Source organism: Zobellia barbeyronii (genome assembly GCF_018603515.1).
In the GTDB taxonomy this organism is placed as follows: domain Bacteria; phylum Bacteroidota; class Bacteroidia; order Flavobacteriales; family Flavobacteriaceae; genus Zobellia; species Zobellia barbeyronii.
On the sequence record NZ_JACATN010000003.1, the window covers coordinates 807719 to 827364 of the forward strand.

The window sequence follows — 19646 nt, forward strand, 5'->3', positions numbered from 1 at the left end:
CATAAATTTAGGTAAAAAGAAAAGAGTACATCGTATGCTTGCAGCAGTAATCACAAAAAGCATATCAGTTACTCCCAATATGAATTTCAATGTGAGAAATACTTACAATTTGAAGTAAAGATATAAGTACAGAAATTTAACGCCTTATTGTTTATTGGCCAATTGACCACAAGCTGCATCAATATCCTTACCTCTAGACCGTCGCACAGTTACCACTATACCATTTCTTTCCAAGGTGTTCACGTACATATCTATTGCACCATTTGATGCTTGCTGAAACTCTCCATCATCTATAGGGTTATACTCTATAAGATTCACTTTTGAAGGCGCAAATTTACAGAAGCTCACCAAGGCATCCACATCAGACTGAGAATCATTAATTCCCTCCCAAACAACATACTCATAGGTAATCCTACTTTTTGTTTTAGAATACCAATATTCCAATGCTTCTCTTAAGTCCGCTAAAGTAAAAGTAGCGTTGAAAGGCATTATTGACGTGCGGATTTCATCAATAGCAGAATGCAATGAAACCGCCAATTTAAACTTCACCTCATCATCTGCCATCTTACGAATCATCTTGGGCACACCAGATGTAGAGACAGTAATACGTTTAGGAGACATACCTAAGCCTTCTGGAGAAGTTATCTTGTCTATGGCTTTCAATACATTATTATAATTCATGAGCGGCTCGCCCATACCCATAAAAACAATATTACTTAAAGGCTTGTCAAAATACAGGCGACTCTCATTATCTATGGCAACCACCTGATCGTAAATTTCATCAGGATTTAGATTACGCATACGCTTTAAACGCGATGTTGCACAAAACCGGCAATCAAGACTACAACCTACTTGACTAGATACACAAGCTGTAGTTCTAGTTTTAGTTGGAATAAGAACCGACTCTACTACCAGGTCATCATGCAAACGAACGGCATTTTTAATCGTGCCGTCATTACTACGCTGCATTAAATCTACCTTAATGTGATTGATCACAAAATTAGCTTCCAGCATATCTCTAGTTTCCTTTGAGAGATTAGTCATCCCCTCAAAAGAATGAGCAGCTTTCTGCCACAGCCATTCATATACCTGATTACCACGAAAAGCCTTGTCTCCATTAGAAACAAAGAAATCGCGTAATTGTTCTTTGGTAAGTGCCCGTATGTCCTTTTTTTGTGCCTTCACATTTTAGAAACTAAAAACCCTTCTATACTTTTCAATAAAATATAAAGAAGGGTTTTAAAAAATTTATGTTTTTACCAGTTTGGTAAAACTAGATAATTAGCATTGCATCACCATAAGAATAGAACTTGTACTGCTCTAAAATGGCTTCTTTGTATGCTTTCTTCATTAAATCATGACCTATGAAAGCAGATACCATCATCAACAAAGTTGATTTAGGCAAGTGAAAGTTAGTTACCATACAGTTTGCAATACTGAATTCGTATGGAGGAAAGACAAACTTATTTGTCCAACCATCAAACGTATTCAATGTATGTTGTGAAGAAACTGCACTTTCAAGTCCACGCATTACCGTAGTACCTACAGCACAAATACGTTTTTTCTTTTTCTGAGCATTGTTAACTATCTCTGTAGCTTTCTCATCAATAAAAAGTTCTTCGCTATCCATTTTATGTTTAGACAGGTCTTCAACCTCAACAGGGTTGAAAGTACCTAAACCAACATGAAGCGTTACTTCTGCAAAATCAATTCCTTTAATCTCAAGACGCTTTAATAAGTGCTTTGAGAAGTGAAGACCTGCAGTTGGTGCCGCAACAGCTCCTTCATGCTTTGCATATATAGTTTGATAACGATCCTCATCTTCCGGCTCTACATCTCTCTTGATGTATTTTGGCAATGGAGTTTGACCTAATTCACGAAGTTTTCTTCTGAAATCGATATAAGAACCATCATAAAGAAAACGCAATGTTCTACCTCTAGATGTTGTGTTATCTATAACCTCAGCTACTAACGTCTCATCTTCTCCAAAGTACAACTTGTTACCGATACGTATTTTACGAGCTGGATCAACAAGAACATCCCAAAGACGTTGTTCTTCGTTTAACTCACGCAACAAAAACACTTCGATTCTTGCACCAGTTTTCTCTTTATTCCCGTATAAACGAGCAGGAAAAACCTTAGTGTTATTCAAAACCATTACATCGCCTTCATCAAAATAATTGATAAGGTCTTTGAACATTTTATGTTCTATTTTTCCGGTTTCACGGTGAATAACCATTAATTTGGACTCATCCCTGTTTTCTGCAGGATACTCGGCCAATAAATTATCAGGTAATTCAAAATGGAAGTGCGATAGTTTCATCTATGAAATTTAGTTAAGTGTTTTGCGGTTGCAAATATACGATGTGCGAATAGGCGTTGTCAAGTAAAACAGCGATTATATTGACACTTACCTTTTTACAATCATCAATTAATTAACCAACTTATTGCAAAAAAGCAAAAACAAAACCGTAAAAACTTGATTATTAAATATTTATATAGATTTTGAGACAAATCCCAATTTCTCTAAATCTTTCCAAAAGTCTGGGTATGATTTTGAAACTACTCCTGCATCGTTAACAAACAACGGTACTTTCATTGCTAAAGGAGCAAATGCCATGGCCATTCTATGATCATTGTAAGTATCTATTGCAATGTCTGCATTCATTGTATCAGACAAACTTAATGTCAACTCTTTTTCCGTCACCGTAATGTTTGCACCAAGTTTTGAAAGTTCTGTATGCAATGCTTCCAAGCGATCAGTTTCTTTAATTTTAAGGGTATGCAAACCCGTTAAATGACACTCCATTCCTAAACCAAAACAAGTAACAGCTATGGTTTGGGCAATATCAGGTGCATTGCTTAAATCAAATTGAACCTTTTGCTCTTTCGGGTTTTCAATTTTTCTAAGAATTACATTATTCCCTTCGAATTGAGTTTCTACACCAAATTCGGTATATAACTCCTGAAGTGCGCTATCTCCTTGGAGGCTATTATTTTTATATGCAGATAAGGTAATTTCACTACCTACCTCACTCAAAGCTACAATACTGTAATAGTAAGAAGCAGAACTCCAATCGGACTCCACAACTAAACTAACGTCATCAACACTTGCTTTTGGTGACACCTTGATTGTGTTCCCTTCAAAAGAATTTTCTATCCCAATTTGAGACAAAAGAGCCAATGTCATTTTTATGTAAGGAACCGATGTAATCTTGCCCACTAAATCTAGTTCCAGTCCATTTTGCAGGCTGGGAGCAATTAGTAAAAGAGAAGAAATATATTGGCTACTAATATTAGCAGGTAGACTTACCTGGCTTTTTATCAACTTTTTTCCTTTGATACGAATTGGTGGGTATCCATCATTCTTTTCATACGAAATTTCCGCACCTAAACTCTGCAACGCCTCTACCAAAACCTTTACAGGTCTTTCGGTCATACGTTGCGATCCAGTAAGGGTTACTTCTTTTCCTTCTTGCGAAGCAAAATACCCAGTAAGGAAACGCATTGCAGTACCAGCATGATGAATATCTACTACGCCGTTCTCTATCTTAAGTCCCTTTTGCATAACCTCAGCATCATCTGAATTTGAAAGGTTTTTTATGCTAATATTTGGGTATAACGCCTGCAACAACAAAGACCGGTTAGATTCACTTTTAGAGCCGGTAATCTGAATGTTATTATGTAGTAATTTGTTTGACGGAGCGGATAGGTGTAGTTTCAAAAGCTGTTCTCTTTAATAGATTCTTAAAATAGGTAGATTTGCTTCCAAATCTACCTCTCTACCCCAGTGTACACAGGGTAAAATTCAAGTTGCCAAATATAGCACTATTTAAGCTTTTCATTATTGTGATGACGGTCATGATCTCGTTTTGTTTTCAAATCGAGTTTTTTATCAAAAGCATCTTGAAGGTCAACACCTGTTTGATTCGCTAAACAGAGCGTTACAAAAAGGACATCGGCTAGTTCTTCTCCAAGATCCTTGTTCTTGTCCGACTCTTTTTCACTCTGCTCTCCGTACCTACGAGCTATTATACGAGCCACCTCACCTACTTCTTCCGTAAGTTGCGCCATATTAGTAAGTTCGTTAAAGTAACGAACACCATGCTCTTTAATCCAGTTATCTACCCTTTCCTGAGCTTTCTGTAGTTCCATTAGAAGTAATTTTTGATAAAACTACTTTTTCTGTTTGTTTTTCAACGATATTTTTAAACAATTCTTTTAAGCCGTTGTAGTAGCTTGCAGCTATCACCGCTTGGTTTATCTTAACATCAACCCTAAGTTGTACTGCTGTTCCATTATCTAAAACTTGATATTGAAATCCTCCTATATTATCAACCATTGTCATGTTTGCACTTTCTGGCAAAGATGTTATTTTGTAACCTTCAGGAATCGCTATGTTCACGGTATATTTTTCTCTCCATGGAAAGCTAAAATCTATTGGATATTCTCTTTTTTCCAGTTTAAAAGGATTTTCGTTCATCGCAAGATGAAATAAAGGCGAAAAGTATATCTTATCACCCACAACGTCTGCTTGGTTGTCTAGCGAAAAACTATAACTCTCTAAAACAGGTTTTCCCATACTGCCTTTATTTTTAATAGAGTAATCAGATATTTCCATTCCATTGTTTTTGTTTTCCAATTTCTCTAGGTAATCATCTTCTACACTGTTGGCATATTTATTTCTGAACAAATAGGCATTATAGTCTCTATTACTATGTCTTACTTTCCCCTCAATACTCCCATTTTCTTTTAAGTTAATACTTAACTGTACACTTTCCTCAGAAAGGTTTTTAGGAAAAAGATCTACCAAAACTATAGAGCCATCTTTTTGGATTTTCCTTCCAAACCAGTTTAGCGCTCTTGTTGGCAACAAATTAGGCCTAGTATACTTATTGGTTGCATCTAACAATATTAGATTCCCATCTATTTCAACCGAAGCAATTACGTAGTTAAAACCTTCTCTAGTAGGAGACATAGGAACCCCATGACTTCGTGTACTTACCAATACAGGACTAGCGCTTAGGCCAGCTTCTTGGAGCATTGCTGTTAACATAAGGTTTATATCTGCAATATTACCAGACTGTTCTTTATATGCAGTTTTCACTCCTTTATCTACATAATATCCGTAAATATTATTCCAATTCATGCGCCCCTGTACATGTGAGAAGATAGCCCCCATCAATTCAGTCTCGGTAGATGTTTCACCCCGTAAAACCTCAAGCTCATCTTTAAAATATCTTGTAGATTTTAATTGCCCTCCAAAATTATCACTTTCATATATTTTCTTAATTACATCTTCCCATGTGGTGGTATAGTTTTCCTGTAGTTGCTGAGGAAATTTCACATACTGAAGTTCATAATTAACAGAGCTCCTATAATTATTCATAGCATTCACAAACGGCTCCTCTTTTAAAGCAGGTATGTTGGTCATGTTATAATTAGTAATATTCACTTTATAATCTATGCTTTGACCAGAGTATTCTGTAGATGTTACTCCCCATCCCCCACCACTTGTAGTTCTAGATTTATTTGTGAAATTTATTTTATCAGACTTTGTGCTATACTTTGGATTCACCGCTAGATATCCTTTCATGTTTGGTTTAAAAACAAAATACTCTGGGGCTGAAATACTGATTTCTTGTTGTTTTATAGGTATGTCATATTGAAGTGCAATTTCATCTATTGAATAATAAAAGGGAGATGTTATTCTATATTGATACTCAATTACACAACCTTCTTTTACATTTGGAAGCGTAAATTTTTCTTCATTTCTATACTTATTTAATTCTGTCGTGAAAATAGCAGATTTTTCCATTTTGCTCTTTTCAATTTTACCATTCTTCAATGTATGGGTATATGCTTTTAACCCAGAAACAGTTTCTATATCATTATTATTTCTGTACAAAGATTGAGACACAGTGGCGTAATCAAACCCCGCTTTATCATAAATTTTAATTCTTTCAAATACTTCTGTAACGACACTAAATCCAGCTCCTTGGATATAATTAAATCTAATATCCTTACTTCTATACAAAACGGTTGCCGTTGCAGAAGAATCGCGAGGATTAAAGGTCTCTTTTAACTCTTCTTCGGAAACTTTTCCAAATTTAAATTCCTGCGCGTTACCAGAAAATGAAATGGCAAGAAGAACTAACAAAACGGTTGTTCGAAGTTGTATCATACGTATGGTTTTTTTATTACGGTGGTTTGGTTATTTTTTAAGAAGAACAATCTGTGAATTATCCGTACTGGCAATCTCTTTTCTAAAATTGCGATATTCCTTGTATTTATCTTTTGAATAAAATCCCTTTTTGAGCAAAAACCTTCTTTTGTATTTCACAGAATGATTATCTGCATTCTGCTCAAAACTTACGGAATACGTGCCAAATTCATTTTCAATTTTCTTAGCGTTTGGAAGCGCCTCTACTATGTACCCTGCAGGAAGTTGAATTGCAAAGCTATCTTCATCTAAAAACCCTCTTTGAATTTCAAAAGGCAATTTTCTGTTGCGATAACGATCAGGCACAACATTTTGATTGTTGAACGCATTTGCGGTAAATAGAATTCTATCTCCACTTATTGAAGCATAGTTTGTTGCATTAAGTGAAATATCTTCAGTAAAGATTACATCGTTTGTATTGTTATCAAAATGATAGTTTGTGATAGTTAGATTATTAATTGAACTCCACCTACTCTTAAACTGCTTTACAACATCCTCTTCGGTTTTTTCCTTTAACCTAAAATGCGCGTTATACTGGCTTCCTTTTGTGACAAGATGTGTCTCTCCGGAAATACTACCATCAGGCTTTAATTCATATGACGCTTCTATGGATTGATAATTATCTTCATTGACGTAAGCCGTGGTCGTTACAATTTCTCCTCCATCAGGTTTTACAATCATCACTTTTCTATCGTCCGTAAAAGTCCCAATATATCCAAACGGGAGAATCTGGGATGTACAATCTACCCAGTAGTAAGTTTCATTATAAGGGATGGCTAAAATAATATGATTGCCCTGGGCTAAATCAGCAAAATCATCTTCAAAATCAACTTTATCTCCTCCAGCTTCTACCACAGCGTAGTAGGATGCAACACCCACTTCTTTCAAAAGTGCCTTGGTATAGTTAGAAAGACCTTTGCAGTCACCATATTTAACCTTATCAACATCAATAGCAGAGATAGGCTGAAGGCCGCCAATACCAATTTGAACACTAATGTACCTTGTATTATCCTGAACGTATTTGTAAATGATTTTAGCCTTTTCAAGATCATCATCTACCCCCAAAACTAGAGCCTTTGCTTTTGCTACAGTCTGCGGACTTAGTTTATCTCTACCTGATAAAAGCTTGTTATCTACCCAAGAACCCATGTCCGTCCAGTTATCAATAGAAGCATCAAATCCTTTATAATGAAAATTAGGTATTCGTGCCATTAACTTAGGACTGATTTTCTCAAAAGACGGACTCATACCTTCCCTTTTCATGGCCGGAATAGTATGGGCCGTGTAGGTTATAGAATTATTTGTTTCCTTTTTATCAAATTCTAAACTCTCTAGATTTTTTTCATAGATTACGGGTTTTTGACCTGCATCTGCATACACTATGGAATAATGACTTTTTTCAACACTTACTGTAAATCCGCTTAAAAAATACCAAGAGGGAATAGACCCGGTATCCGATGTTTCGTATTCATAATTAAATTGAATAGTGTATGGATAACTTATAGGAGTGTAATTATAATACAGTTTGCGATAGTCAATATACAGTGAAAAGCCATCTACGGCACTTACGTCTTTAAAATCCTTTTTCTTGATTTTTTCAATCTCGTTACCAACTGCATCGTAGACCACAATGTTTATACTCTTTATTTTCTTTGAACTATCATATCCCAGACCGTTTCGAGCATTACGATTGCCTAGTTTATTCAGTACGGTAATAACCTGCTTATTCTTAACGGTCATTTTTTGTTGAGAGAGAATTTCAACATCCAACTGATCTAGACGAACAACGGCATTTGCGTTATCCGTCAAAGTTTTATTAATAAAAAGGGAATTGTATTTTAATTCTTGTGCATAGGAAAGAAAGCTCAAGAATAATAGAGGGAATAATAACGATAGTCGCATTGATTGTGTTTGGTTGTGGGAATCTAGCACAAAACACACATTTTTCTTACAAATTGAAGAAAAAAATCGACGAAACTACGTTATTCCCTGTTTTTTGTATCTATTGCAATAGTAACAGGACCATCATTTAATAAATCTACCTTCATATCTGCACCAAAAATACCTGTGCCGATTTTCTTGCTTAAATCTATTTCTACTTGAGCTATAAACTTTTCATATAACGGAATAGCAATATCAGGTTTTGATGCTTTTATATAAGAGGGTCTATTGCCTTTTTTAACAGCGGCATGCAAGGTAAACTGACTTACGACAATGGCATCTCCTCCACTATTTATAAGCGATTCGTTCATGACACCATCAGCATCATTAAATATTCTAAGATTTGTGATTTTGCGAGATAGCCATTCAATATCTTCTTGACTGTCTGCATCTTCAATGCCCAGTAATATTAGAAGTCCGTTTTGTATTTCTGAAATTATTTTGCCGTCTACTGTTACACTGGCTCTTGAAACTCTCTGAATAATGGCTCGCATTGCTCCTAATCTGATATTTCTTATTCTTCTAAACGCTACTTTTTAACGTCATGAATATCAACCCTATAATTCTCATCATCGCCATTTACCATTTGCACATAACTTCTGTAACGGCTCCAGGCTACTTCATCATTCTCCAATGCGTCCTTTACGGCACATTTAGGTTCGTCTATATGTAAGCAATTATTGAACTTACAATTTCCTTTAAGTTTGAAGAACTCAGGAAAGTAATCCCCTATCTCCTCCTTTTTCATATCAACGATACCAAAACCCTTAATACCAGGGGTATCTATTATACGAGCACCAAAATCCAAATCGAACATTTCAGCAAACGTTGTGGTATGTTGCCCTTGTAGATGTTGCCCGGAAATTTCTTTAGTTTTTATATCGAGTTTAGGCTCTAGAGTGTTTACTAATGTAGATTTACCTGCACCCGAATGACCTGCGAACATGCTGGTTTTATCAAGCATCATTTCTTTTACCTTATCTACATTTTTACCGGATTTAGCCGAAATACCAACACAGGTATACCCTATTTTTCTATAAAGTTCAGCCAAGTACTTAATCTCCCCCAATTCTTCAATAGCGTAGCTATCTACTTTGTTAAAGAGTAAAACCGCAGGAATATCATAAGCTACTGCAGTTGCCAAAAATCGGTCAATAAAAACAGTGTGGGTTGTTGGGTTATTTAACGTAACAAGCAAAAACACCTGATCTAGGTTGGCTGCAATAATATGCGTTTGCTTTGAAAGGTTCACCGATTTCCGAATGATGTAGTTCTTACGGTCATCAATACTATGAATGGTTCCTACAGTAGCATCGCCCAATTGTTCAATCTCAAACCCCACTGTATCGCCTACCGCTATAGGATTCGTGCTTTTAATACCCTGAATCCTGAACTTACCCTTAATACGGCATTCGTAATATTCACCATCTTGTGCTTTTACGGTATACCAACTCCCAGTAGATTTATATACGATTCCTTTCATGCATTTACTTGGTTTTCAAGTAGAGTGCAAAATAACGCTTTTTTACGCTAAACATGGCCTTTATTAGGTCGTTAAAAGGTTTTGTTAATTTCATATAGTTTACTTACACTTCTAGCAACATTTCTAGAAGAGTGAAACAGGAGCTTGTTTAGAAAGAAAAATCTCATATTCCTACCACAAAAACACCATAAAAAAACACGGCTTACCAGAAGGCAAGCCGTGTTCTTATAAATGTACATATAACTAATACTATCCGTTTACAATCTTCTCTTGATGATTGATTGACTCTTGGTGAATAGCTTTGAACATCTTAAGAATAAATTCTTCGCTCAATCCTTTTGATTCTCCTTCAAGAATCATAGCACCAAGAATTTGGTTCCATCGGTTAGATTGTAGCACCGCTACGTTCTTTTGTTTTTTCAACTCACCAATACCATCTGAAACTTTCATACGCTTGCCCATAGCCTCTAGCAACTGATTATCAAGAATATCTATCTGAGCTCTTAAGTTGCTCAACTTAGCATTGTAATCTGCTTCACTATTAGTTTCTTTTCTGATTTTCAAATCTCTCATGATCTGTACTAATTTTGCTGGTGTTACCTGCTGAGCAGCATCACTCCAAGCATTATCAGGGTCAAAATGAGTCTCGATCATTAAACCATCAAAGTTCAAATCAAGTGCAGTTTGCGAAACATCAAAAATCATATCACGCTTACCTGTAATGTGAGATGGATCGTTGATCAATGGCAAATCTGGAAACTTATTTTGAAACTCAATAGCCAATTGCCATTCTGGAATGTTTCTGTATTTTGTTTTCTCATATGTAGAGAAACCTCTGTGAATAGCTCCTAAATTCTTTATACCAGCAGTATACAAACGCTCAATACCACCTAACCATAAGGCTAAATCTGGGTTAACTGGGTTTTTCACCAATACAATCTTATCTGTACCTTCTAAAGCATCTGCAATTTCTTGCATGATAAACGGACTTACAGTAGAACGTGCTCCTATCCATAGAAGATCAACATCATTCTCTAAAGCTAGATCAACGTGGGCTCTGTTAGCAACCTCTGTAGCCGTTTTTAAGCCAGTCTCTTCTTTTACTTTCTTCAACCATTTTAACCCAATAGCACCAACGCCTTCAAACATACCAGGACGTGTTCTTGGCTTCCAGATACCCGCACGGTAATAATTTACATCGGTATCTTTTAACTCGTGAGCAATACGCAACACTTGTTCCTCGGTTTCAGCACTACATGGCCCTGCTATTACTAGTGGATGGTCTAAACCCATATCATCCAACCATGTTCTCATTTCTTTTGAATTCTCCATTACTTCTTGTTTAGTGGTATTCCGTTTAAAATTTCCTTTATTTTATTAGTGTCGTTCATTTCGTTAAAAATGCCCTTGTAATCTCCTTTTTCCAACAGTTGTTTAAACTCCTGAAGGTTCTGTATATATTCGGTCAATGTTTCGACCACATTCTCTTTATTCTGTTCAAAAATAGGCGTCCACATGGCCGGTGAACTCTTTGCTAACCTAACCGTGCTCTCAAAACCACTGCCCGCCATGTCAAAAATATCACGTTCATTTCTCTCTTTATCAATTACAGTCTTTCCCAACATAAAAGAGCTGATGTGTGACAAATGCGACACGTATGCAATGTGCTTATCATGTGCTTCTGGATTCATATACCTAATACGCATTCCAATCTCTTGAAAAAGCTCTAAAGCCCTTTCTTGAAGTTTGAAAGCTGTTTTCTCTACCTCGCAAATAATATTGGTCTTACCTACATATAAATTTTCAATAGCTGCCCTGGGACCTGAATGCTCGGTACCTGCAATAGGATGCGCTGCTAAATAATTTCTGCGCTTTGGATGTGCATCTAATGTTTTACAAATCAAACTTTTTGTAGACCCACCATCAAAAACCACACAATTATCATTTACTGCATCCAATATCTTTGGAAGCTCCGTAATCATTACATCTACAGGAATACTCACAATGACCATATCGGCAAGTGCTAAATCTGCATAACTCGATTCTAAATCGATTACACCCAAATCTAAGGCTTCCTTTATATGCGAAGCGCTTGTATCTATCCCGTAAATTTTGCTCTCTGGACGCAGGCGTTTGATGTCCTTTGCGAAAGAACCTCCTATTAACCCAACACCAACTATAAAAACGTTCATTTTATCAACTCTAATTCGCCTGTCTAAAACCGACTAATTGCTTCTTTTATTTTATCTTCCGTAACGCATAATGAGAAACGAATATAACCTTCGCCATTGCTTCCGAAAATAGTTCCTGGGGTTATGAAAAGATTCTTTTCATACAGCACCTCGTCTATAAATTCCTCGGCAGATTTGCTTCCTTCCGGCAATTTTGCCCAAATAAACATCCCAACAGCATCAGTATCGTAGGTACAATTTAACTTGTCCGCTAATCGATACATTAACGCTCTTCTAGAGCTATATACCTCATTCAACTTATCAAACCATTCTTGACCGCTTTTCAGCGCCTCAATGGCTCCTTTTTGTATTCCGTAAAACATACCGGAATCCATGTTACTTTTCACCTTTAATACCGCATTAATATGCTCTGCATTTCCTAAAACCATTCCTACGCGCCATCCGGCCATGTTAAAGGTCTTACTTAGTGAATTGAGTTCTAACGCTACATCTTTTGCGCCATCAATAGCCAAAATACTGGCTGGTGAATCATTTAGCACAAAACTGTACGGGTTATCGTTCACCAAAAGAATATCGTTCTTTTTGGCAAAAGCAACCAACTTTTTAAACTGAGCCTCTGTGGCCGTTGCTCCAGTTGGCATATGTGGATAACTCGTCCACATAATTTTAACCTTGGTTAAATCATGCTCTTGTAATTCTTCCAAATCTGGAAACCATCCGCTTTCCGCGGTCAGGTTATAATATTTAGCCTCTGCTCCCACCAATTTCGTAACCGACGTATATGTTGGATATCCTGGATTAGGAATCAAAGCTACATCGCCTTCGTTCAAGAAAGCCATGCTAATATGCATAATGCCTTCTTTGGAGCCCATTAAAGGCAAAATCTCCGTAGATGCATCTAACGTAACACCAAATTTTAAACTATAAAAGTCAGCTACAGCCTCCCTTAACTCAGGTAAACCTTGATAACTTTGGTACTGATGCGCGCCACTTTCTAAAACAGCATCTTGAATACTTTTGATTATTGCTTCGGATGGAGCCAAGTCAGGACTACCGATACCCATATTGATAACAGGTCTTCCTTCGGCAATCAAACCACGTACCTCTCTAAGCTTCTTTGAGAAGTAATATTCTTCAACTGTATGTAAACGATTTGCCGTCCGTATCATATTCTAGCATTTTTATATTCACCCAACACTTTAAAGTCTTCGGCCATGATGTTCAACAGTGCTTTTGCCTTGTCAAAATTGTCATATTCGTCAAAAGTTACGTCTACAAAAAAGGCATACTTCCAAGGTGTCTCTATTATGGGTAACGACTGTATTTTTGTTAAATTCAATCTGCAATCGCTCATTACGTTAAGCACAGCAGCAAGACTCCCGCGTTTATGGTCTGTAACAAAGCGTAACGAAGCTTTGTTAATTTCCTCTTTTGGAAGCTCCTTATTTTTTGTTTTTACAATGATAAAACGGGTTGCATTATTTTGAATGGTCTGTATGTTGTCCGCTACGATGTCCAAATCATATAAACTGGCAGCAACTGCCGGTGCTATTGCTGCAATATGGGTTAATTGTTGGTCCTGAATACGCTTTGCAGTTTCAGCTGTATCTACATCTTCCACCATTTTAATCTGCGGATAATCGCCAAAAAATTCCTTGCATTGCAATAAAGCCATTGGGTGTGAACGAACCTCTTCTATATCAGATATTTTTTGTCCCTTTAAGACCATCAAATTGTGATGTATGTTCAAGTAATGCTCACCTACAATATGCAAGTCTTTATGGTAAACCAATGCATAATTAGGGATGATTGAGCCCGCTATAGAGTTCTCAATAGCCATTACTCCAATATCTGCTGTTTTTTTCAGCAGTTGGTCCACCAAGAAATCAAATGACATGCATTCAACCATATCCACATTATCGTCAAAATACTCACGGGCCACTTGGTGGTGGTTGGATCCCTTAATTCCTTGAATGGCTACTTTTAATTTCATAACTGGCTTTCTTCCTGGTGACGACAAATTTTCTAACTGAAATTCCGAATAGGTATTGAACAAAAAAAGTCCCGTTTTACACGGGACTTTAATTTGTTTATATCATGCAATATTTTACAACAGTCCCATACCTCTCTTAAAAAAGAAGTAAAAATAAAAACCGCTAAAAAAGAATTGCTTTGTCATAACACACTTAAACTTCGGCTAAAGTAACAATTAAATTTAAAAATAAACTGATAGAGCACATTTTTTTCAATTTTATATATAACTCGCAATCAGGATGTGCTCTAATTTTGAATTCCATAGTTCACATGCTCTTTTGAAAAAAATACAATATTACTTTATTCCTTGTTTTGATGAAGCACTACTTTACACTCTTAAAAAGCTCCCTGTAAAACGCCATACTCAAGAGAAAAATCTAACAGTTAATTTGTTATACTATATCTATAAGCGCTACCATTATCTCCAAAAATATTGAAAGCTTGTTCGCAAAACTTACATCCAACTAAAAACAAAAAGCCCGAAAGTCAACTCATGACTTCCGGACTTTTTTTAAATTATGGACTTCATTAAAACTTCAAAGCCAATCCTACTCCATTTTCATTAACAGCAGGCACCATACGGAACGAAGTTCCATTACCAACACTATCATTATAGTTGAGTATTGCTTCTTTTTTGTTTTTCATGGCATGGTGAAAGAAAATAGAACCAATGATTGCCGTTCCTCCAAAAGCAATTGCAGGTGCGGCTACACTCTTATGGTCGTTCTCATTAACTAAAAACCAAATTGCTGTTCCAAAATTGGCAGCTCCAGCAATCATACCTCCAAACATTTGTTTTTTGGATTTTTCCCAGTTCACCTGTGCCACTTGGCTTTCGGACATTATTTTGTCAATTTCTTTCCAGGTGAGTTTATCTTTGTCTTGATAAAATTCAGGCCCCCACATTCCTGAGAAAGAAGTTATTTCCTGTGCTGTCATGGTCAAGGCAAAAAGCCCGCACCCAAGAGTTAAAAAGATTACTTTTAAATTTTTCATAGCTTTTTTTTATAAAGCTAAATCATTTGAACACAGTAGTCAACCCTTTAACCCTCAGAAAACCAGATGAATCAATTATTTAAGTATTAGAATTAAAATCTAGTCCAAAAACTACTGAATTGGACCATCAGAAGAGATAAGATGATCTATAATTTCGTCTAGTTCAGGTTGAATTTTAGGATCAGTGCAGTTGGTTAAAATGGAGAATACCATTTGCTCCTTAGGATAAACAAAGAAATTAGAGTAACCCCCAACGCCATTACCCACATGGCCGTAAAATAGCCTTCCTTTTGAATCTTCACTCACCTGCCATCCTAAACCGTAATAAACAGAAGCTCCGTTAACTTTTTGAGCCGTAAGAAACTCATATTGCAGTTCACTATTTAAAACTTGACCATCAAGATAAGCTTGCCCAAATTTGGCTATATCTTCTGTTGTAGAAAGAAAACCACCACCCGCCAATTTGTAGAAATTATCTACGGGAATAGCTTTCCTAAATCCTAATCTGTTTTTGGAGTAGAATGTCACCACATCGCTTGCTCTCGACTGCGCTCGAGCTGGCGCTACATTTTTATCATAAGAATCGGGAGCTGGCTCCTTTAATTCATCAAAATTAAACTCTATTTGACCAGCAGGGTCAACTTCTTCTTGCACAGTATTTACTGGGTCTGACTGAGCGCAGTCGAAGTTTGACCCAGCGTAGTTAAAGTCAGGCCAAAACGTATGGTCCATTCCCAATGGCTGTAAAACTTTCTTTTCCACATATTCCTCAAAAGGCACTCCGCTTACCTCTTGCATTGCCAAGGAAATCAAAACCCAATCAAAACTATTGTAGAGATAGTCCGTTCCCGGTTCAAAAAGAAGTTCATCATCCTTAAAAAGCTCAATACTCTCCCTAATAGAATATGGTTTATTCAACCCATACTCCGTACCTCTATACCCTCTTATACCCGCGGTATGACTTGCCAACTGACGAATGGTAAAGTCATACTTCTTCTTAGGGTAATACGGTACGTATGTATAAAAGGAAGCGTCTAAATCCATTAATCCTTCTGCTACCATATGTGCCAAAGCAGTAGCCGAAATAGGTTTTGAAACACTGGCTATTCTAAAAACTGAAGCTTGAGGATTTATGGAAGTTTTCTTTTCCATATCTGCAAAACCATATCCTTTTTGAACGAAACGCTCTCCATTTTTTAAAACGGTAATTGCCAAACCCGTAACTTTTTCATCTTTGATCAAGTCCGTTAAAAGCAAATCGGCAGCAACTAATCCGTTCAGCGATGGTTCATCACCCAGAACACGCTTTTTTGCGAGTAGGTTTTTGATATATTTTAGAATCGGATTCATATCGGTTTTTGGTCAGCGCAAAGTTACAGATTGCATCTGTGCCCATACCAATTTCACTTACAGAACTTTTGGCTTAAAAGAAGAAATTATTTAAACACCAATCGCCCTTTGTACAACACTTCCACATCAACTTCTGCAGGTTGATTTGAGCTAAAAACATCACCAACGCCACGAATTACACCTTTTATAGACTGTTGTGGGTTAACGAACATATCATTTGAGCCTCTGTGATTTAGTGTCACATTTTGAGCTATTAAGTCTGCGGCATCAATTCGCGAATCTCCCGCTGCTACAGTCAAATTTAAATTATCGCTGGCACCTTTCAATTTAAAATAAGCTATACCATTCACCACAACACTCAAAGTTTCAGTGTCTAGTTCTAAATCAAATTCCCCGTCAGTAGTTTGCGCTTCTGGGTCGGCAAAACTTTCTGACAAGAGTGTTAACCGTGAATATCCCAAGACACCATCACTAGTAATTGGCCAGCCTGTACTACTGCGTATCTCGGTAATATTAGGTGAGGTTACATAGATTTTTGTAACACCATAATCTCTAAAGTAATTGCAATCATTGGTATCCCGTAAAAGCAAACGTCCATCTACAACCTCAGCAGTAACTTCGTTTCGCAATACGTTTCCCGTCTCAATTTCAACCTTCTGTTCTACCCCTTGTTTTACAATTAACGTAACGTTTTCAAAAACAGTGATCTTGGTAAAATCATCAACAGTTACTTCTTCACGAACAATATCACCAGTATTCTGAAAACAGTCCGAAGCATTTTCACCGTTGCACGAAAAAAATAGGACAACACAACACAGCATCACAAAAAAACGAGACACGCGCAAAACTGTACCAACACCCAAAGGTGTGGTTTTGCTTTCTCTATTTTTTAATTCTTTTACCATATGTCGTACCTCTTTATAATCTAACGCCTATTCCAAATTCAACAGCTTCCGCTGCAGCTCCATGTGACTTAAGGCTTACTACTCCAAACACTTTCTCTCCAAAGTAACGTTTCAAACTAACACGGTTATATACCTTTCCTTCAAAATCAAAAGGGTAATACACATAGTAACCCAATTGGGTTCCTATAGAAAGTTTATTGATAAAAAGTTCGTGACCTACAAAGACACCCACCCTTTTAAAATCGGTATCTGGGTCAATATTATTTTCTGGAAATGCAATGGTTTGATATTCTATGAGTTCCTTTAAAAAGTTACTAAAAAACACATCCGCACCTAACTGAATTGCACTTCTACGACCTAACCGCTTATCTGCATAACCAGAGAATATATAGAAAGGATACTGGCCATGACCTATATTATCGCTTTGGTTTATTCCTGCTCTAAAAATAAGATTATACTTTATTGGCTCGGTAACCCTCACCTTCTCTCTCCGTATATATTCCGTGTCTTTACCCTCTAAAGTATACGTCAACCCTGCAGTAAAAGCAAAAGTATTGGTAGAGGTATTAGGTGCCTTTACGTTTGCATTTGAGAAATGCATGATAGAAATACCCGCCTTAAAACCTAAGCCCTTATAAAGATTCTCTTTGTGATAATTTAGCATCACATAGTTAGAACTCAATATTCTGGTACCGTAGGCATTGTTTCTAAAATTGGTCTCCCGGTCATAAGGGTTGGTCATATATGCCAAACCTTGAGCCACTCTAAATTGAAGATTCCGTTTTAGAAAGTAAAAATTAAAATGGGCATATACAGCATAGGCTTCACCCAAAACAGAACTGTTGGTGTTTTGGTAGATAAAGGAACCTCCCAAATCTGGGTAGTTGTACAGCTGTTGCCATTCTTCAAGACCATAGGTCTTTCTATTGTAGGCCAAAATAACACCAGCAGGGTGACCCGTAATTAAATGAGAAATATCCGGATTATGTAGAATAACGGAACCATAAAATTGGTTCACTTCAAACGTATAACTGTTAAGTCTGTCGGTCTCTTGCGAAAAGCAATATCCAACACACATCAGAAAAAATAAAAACACCCTTGGGTTCATGGAGCGCAAAAATAATACTATTCGTTATTTTAAACCCAAGGTTCGCCCATATTTTCTTACAACGTCTGTATTTCTAAAAAAGCTGCTCGGCAATCGCCTTAATATTATCAGATTTACCCATTGAGTAGTAGTGTAATACGGGTACACCCGCAGCTTTCAACTCTTTAGATTGCTGAATAGCCCATTCCACTCCAACCTTACGCACATCTTTGTTAGAAGAGCAATCATCAACAGCATCAATAAGATCTTGCGGTAAATCTATTCTAAAGACCTGTGGCAATAATTGCAAATGCCTTTTAACGGCAATTGGCTTAATACCCGGTATAATAGGTATGGTAATGCCCATTTTCTTGGCCGCATCCACAAACTCAAAATACTTCTGGTTATCAAAAAACATCTGGGTTACTACGTAATCAGCACCGGCATCTACTTTTTCTTTCAGTCTTCTTAAATCTGATTTTAAAGAAGGTGACTCTAAGTGTTTTTCCGGGTATCCTGCCACACCAATACAAAAATCGGCACAATTATCACTATCTACCGTATCATGTAAATAGTTACCACAGTTCAATTCATGCACCTGTTTTACCAAGTCTACAGCAAAAGCATGCCCACCTTTAGTTGGCTGAAAATATTTTTCATCTTTCATGGCATCACCACGCAACGCCATAATATTATCAATACCTAAGTAATGGCAATCCACCAATAGATACTCTGTTTCCTCTTTTGTAAACCCACCGCAAAGAACGTGGGGTACGGTATCTACGTCATACTTATGTTTTATAGACGCACAAATTCCCACGGTACCAGGACGCATACGGGTCAACTTTTTATCCAACAGTCCGTCTCGTTCCAAGTAAACATACTCCTCACGAGAAGTAGTTACATCAATAAACGGAGGGTTAAATTCCATTAAAGGATCAATGTTATCGTAAAGCTGTTGTATCTGGTGCCCTTTAACCGGTGGTATAATTTCAAAGGAAAATAAAGTTTTATCCTTTGCATTTTTTATGTGGTCCGTTATTTTCATGTATGCTGCCCTTTAAAATGGGAAATTTAATGTTTGTTCTATTTTATGGCGTTCGAGCGGGCTATTCGCTAAATTTTTTAAAGCTAAATGGACTTTAAAAAGATATCGCTGCTATCCCTAACGCTTCTTTTTACTTTAAATTAATTATACGTCCGCGAGCATTTGCTTCACCTCTTCATAACTTTCTAGGTATTCCCAATAAATCCATCTGCCATCTAAATAATCGGTCAAAATGTATTTTTCACTAACCGATTTTATGCGATCCACCGCTACCAACTTTTTGGAAAAACCGTCTACAACAACCCTCTCCTCTATTTCCTTATTATTCTGGTCATACCCATGGCTAATCATAAAACTGCCCATGCTTACCTCTATGTATTTTTTCAT

General features: G+C 36.8%; 18 protein-coding genes. All 18 read right to left on the reverse strand.

Annotated elements, in window-relative coordinates:
• Positions 1-144 precede the first annotated feature (144 nt).
• The 18 genes from rlmN to HW347_RS12045 all read right to left on the reverse strand — a co-directional run bounded on the left by rlmN (position 145) and on the right by HW347_RS12045 (position 19646).
• Positions 145-1185 carry a 23S rRNA (adenine(2503)-C(2))-methyltransferase RlmN gene (gene rlmN, locus HW347_RS11960; RefSeq protein WP_162524556.1) on the reverse strand — a complete coding sequence of 347 codons (1041 nt, stop codon included), beginning with the start codon at positions 1183-1185 and terminating at the stop codon, positions 145-147.
• Between the two features lie 88 nt (positions 1186-1273).
• The gene (queA, locus tag HW347_RS11965; protein ID WP_214612050.1) at positions 1274-2323 is read right to left on the reverse strand and encodes a tRNA preQ1(34) S-adenosylmethionine ribosyltransferase-isomerase QueA; all 1050 of its coding nucleotides are present in this window, start codon (positions 2321-2323) and stop codon (positions 1274-1276) included.
• 171 nt (positions 2324-2494) lie between these two features.
• On the reverse strand, positions 2495-3724 hold the full coding sequence (locus tag HW347_RS11970) for a 3-phosphoshikimate 1-carboxyvinyltransferase (protein WP_214612051.1): 1230 nt from the start codon (positions 3722-3724) through the stop codon (positions 2495-2497).
• Between the two features lie 104 nt (positions 3725-3828).
• Positions 3829-4155, reverse strand: a complete 327-nt coding sequence (locus HW347_RS11975; RefSeq protein WP_194533891.1) for a nucleotide pyrophosphohydrolase — start codon at positions 4153-4155, stop codon at positions 3829-3831.
• A complete protein-coding gene (locus tag HW347_RS11980; protein WP_214612052.1) occupies positions 4121-6184 on the reverse strand; it encodes a DUF3857 domain-containing protein in 2064 nt (687 codons plus the stop codon). Before HW347_RS11980 ends, HW347_RS11975 begins: the two co-directional genes overlap by 35 nt.
• 30 nt (positions 6185-6214) lie before the next feature.
• Positions 6215-8125 carry a DUF3857 domain-containing protein gene (locus HW347_RS11985; RefSeq protein ID WP_214612053.1) on the reverse strand — a complete coding sequence of 637 codons (1911 nt, stop codon included), beginning with the start codon at positions 8123-8125 and terminating at the stop codon, positions 6215-6217.
• A gap of 80 nt (positions 8126-8205) precedes the next feature.
• Positions 8206-8658 (reverse strand): D-aminoacyl-tRNA deacylase, encoded by a 453-nt coding sequence (dtd, locus tag HW347_RS11990; RefSeq protein ID WP_214612054.1) that lies wholly within the window; start codon positions 8656-8658, stop codon positions 8206-8208.
• Positions 8659-8693: 35 nt separating this feature from the next.
• Positions 8694-9647 carry a ribosome small subunit-dependent GTPase A gene (gene rsgA / locus HW347_RS11995; RefSeq protein WP_214612055.1) on the reverse strand — a complete coding sequence of 318 codons (954 nt, stop codon included), beginning with the start codon at positions 9645-9647 and terminating at the stop codon, positions 8694-8696.
• A 249-nt stretch (positions 9648-9896) separates the two neighbouring features.
• On the reverse strand, positions 9897-10979 hold the full coding sequence (locus HW347_RS12000; RefSeq protein ID WP_214612056.1) for a bifunctional 3-deoxy-7-phosphoheptulonate synthase/chorismate mutase type II: 1083 nt from the start codon (positions 10977-10979) through the stop codon (positions 9897-9899).
• On the reverse strand, positions 10979-11839 hold the full coding sequence (locus HW347_RS12005) for a prephenate dehydrogenase (RefSeq protein ID WP_214612057.1): 861 nt from the start codon (positions 11837-11839) through the stop codon (positions 10979-10981). Before HW347_RS12005 ends, HW347_RS12000 begins: the two co-directional genes overlap by 1 nt.
• A 23-nt stretch (positions 11840-11862) precedes the next feature.
• A complete protein-coding gene (locus HW347_RS12010) occupies positions 11863-13008 on the reverse strand; it encodes a pyridoxal phosphate-dependent aminotransferase (protein WP_214612058.1) in 1146 nt (381 codons plus the stop codon).
• Positions 13005-13832: a prephenate dehydratase gene (locus HW347_RS12015; protein ID WP_155597677.1), complete on the reverse strand. Its 828-nt coding sequence runs from the start codon at positions 13830-13832 to the stop codon at positions 13005-13007. Before HW347_RS12015 ends, HW347_RS12010 begins: the two co-directional genes overlap by 4 nt.
• A 569-nt stretch (positions 13833-14401) precedes the next feature.
• A complete protein-coding gene (locus HW347_RS12020; RefSeq protein WP_214612059.1) occupies positions 14402-14869 on the reverse strand; it encodes a hypothetical protein in 468 nt (155 codons plus the stop codon).
• A 111-nt stretch (positions 14870-14980) separates the two neighbouring features.
• Complete coding sequence (locus HW347_RS12025; protein WP_214612060.1) at positions 14981-16219, reverse strand: serine hydrolase domain-containing protein; 1239 nt, start codon at positions 16217-16219, stop codon at positions 14981-14983.
• An 86-nt stretch (positions 16220-16305) separates the two neighbouring features.
• Positions 16306-17124 carry a head GIN domain-containing protein gene (locus tag HW347_RS12030; protein ID WP_225901911.1) on the reverse strand — a complete coding sequence of 273 codons (819 nt, stop codon included), beginning with the start codon at positions 17122-17124 and terminating at the stop codon, positions 16306-16308.
• 13 nt (positions 17125-17137) lie between these two features.
• Positions 17138-18232 (reverse strand): acyloxyacyl hydrolase, encoded by a 1095-nt coding sequence (locus HW347_RS12035; RefSeq protein WP_214612163.1) that lies wholly within the window; start codon positions 18230-18232, stop codon positions 17138-17140.
• Between the two features lie 73 nt (positions 18233-18305).
• Complete coding sequence (gene metF, locus HW347_RS12040; protein WP_214612061.1) at positions 18306-19259, reverse strand: methylenetetrahydrofolate reductase [NAD(P)H]; 954 nt, start codon at positions 19257-19259, stop codon at positions 18306-18308.
• A gap of 144 nt (positions 19260-19403) precedes the next feature.
• Positions 19404-19646: a hypothetical protein gene (locus tag HW347_RS12045; protein ID WP_214612062.1), complete on the reverse strand. Its 243-nt coding sequence runs from the start codon at positions 19644-19646 to the stop codon at positions 19404-19406.

Coding starts and splice junctions, on each gene's coding strand:
- queA (WP_214612050.1), bottom strand. CDS start 2,323: ATGAAACTATCGCACTTCCATTTTGAATTACCTGATAATTTATTGGCC.
- HW347_RS11975 (WP_194533891.1), bottom strand. CDS start 4,155: ATGGAACTACAGAAAGCTCAGGAAAGGGTAGATAACTGGATTAAAGAG.
- HW347_RS11980 (WP_214612052.1), bottom strand. CDS start 6,184: ATGATACAACTTCGAACAACCGTTTTGTTAGTTCTTCTTGCCATTTCA.
- HW347_RS11985 (WP_214612053.1), bottom strand. CDS start 8,125: ATGCGACTATCGTTATTATTCCCTCTATTATTCTTGAGCTTTCTTTCC.
- dtd (WP_214612054.1), bottom strand. CDS start 8,658: ATGCGAGCCATTATTCAGAGAGTTTCAAGAGCCAGTGTAACAGTAGAC.
- rsgA (WP_214612055.1), bottom strand. CDS start 9,647: ATGAAAGGAATCGTATATAAATCTACTGGGAGTTGGTATACCGTAAAA.
- HW347_RS12000 (WP_214612056.1), bottom strand. CDS start 10,979: ATGGAGAATTCAAAAGAAATGAGAACATGGTTGGATGATATGGGTTTA.
- HW347_RS12005 (WP_214612057.1), bottom strand. CDS start 11,839: ATGAACGTTTTTATAGTTGGTGTTGGGTTAATAGGAGGTTCTTTCGCA.
- HW347_RS12010 (WP_214612058.1), bottom strand. CDS start 13,008: ATGATACGGACGGCAAATCGTTTACATACAGTTGAAGAATATTACTTC.
- HW347_RS12015 (WP_155597677.1), bottom strand. CDS start 13,832: ATGAAATTAAAAGTAGCCATTCAAGGAATTAAGGGATCCAACCACCAC.
- HW347_RS12020 (WP_214612059.1), bottom strand. CDS start 14,869: ATGAAAAATTTAAAAGTAATCTTTTTAACTCTTGGGTGCGGGCTTTTT.
- HW347_RS12025 (WP_214612060.1), bottom strand. CDS start 16,219: ATGAATCCGATTCTAAAATATATCAAAAACCTACTCGCAAAAAAGCGT.
- HW347_RS12030 (WP_225901911.1), bottom strand. CDS start 17,124: ATGGTAAAAGAATTAAAAAATAGAGAAAGCAAAACCACACCTTTGGGT.
- HW347_RS12035 (WP_214612163.1), bottom strand. CDS start 18,232: ATGAACCCAAGGGTGTTTTTATTTTTTCTGATGTGTGTTGGATATTGC.
- metF (WP_214612061.1), bottom strand. CDS start 19,259: ATGAAAATAACGGACCACATAAAAAATGCAAAGGATAAAACTTTATTT.
- HW347_RS12045 (WP_214612062.1), bottom strand. CDS start 19,646: ATGAAAAAATACATAGAGGTAAGCATGGGCAGTTTTATGATTAGCCAT.